The following is a 333-nucleotide window of genomic DNA, read 5'->3' as shown; positions in this document are numbered from 1 at the left end:
GCTTTGTTTTAACTTAAAGCGCTATGATCACCGAGAGCGATAATTGTACTTTCTTCGTATAGGTCACTGTCTTTTAAAGCTTGAATAATTTTTCCTAGCCGGTCATCATGTCTATGGATAGCAGCTATTGTTTCGTTAGATTCAAAGCCGTGATAGTGTCTTTGAGTGTCTAAATCGGTGAAATGTATAAACATGACATTAGGCTTCTTCGTCTGGATTGTATGCACAGCAGATGCAAGTACGAAATCATCGAGTTCAGGCTGTGATAAGCCATTTCTTAAATGACCAAAACGCTGATTCAAATCTAATTGATATAGTGGGCTACCGCTAAAT

1 pseudogene is annotated in these 333 nt (G+C 38.1%); it reads right to left on the bottom strand.

Going from position 1 to position 333, the window contains the following annotated elements:
- Positions 1-11: 11 nt before the first annotated feature.
- Positions 12-333, bottom strand: a pseudogene (locus ACSG5Z_RS29860) (alkaline phosphatase family protein); the annotation flags it as partial.

The organism is Bacillus pretiosus (assembly GCF_051294775.1).
GTDB classification, from domain to species: Bacteria; Bacillota; Bacilli; order Bacillales; family Bacillaceae_G; genus Bacillus_A; species Bacillus_A wiedmannii.
Note: the sequence above shows the minus strand (reverse complement) of the source record. Positions and strands in the feature narration are given on the sequence as shown.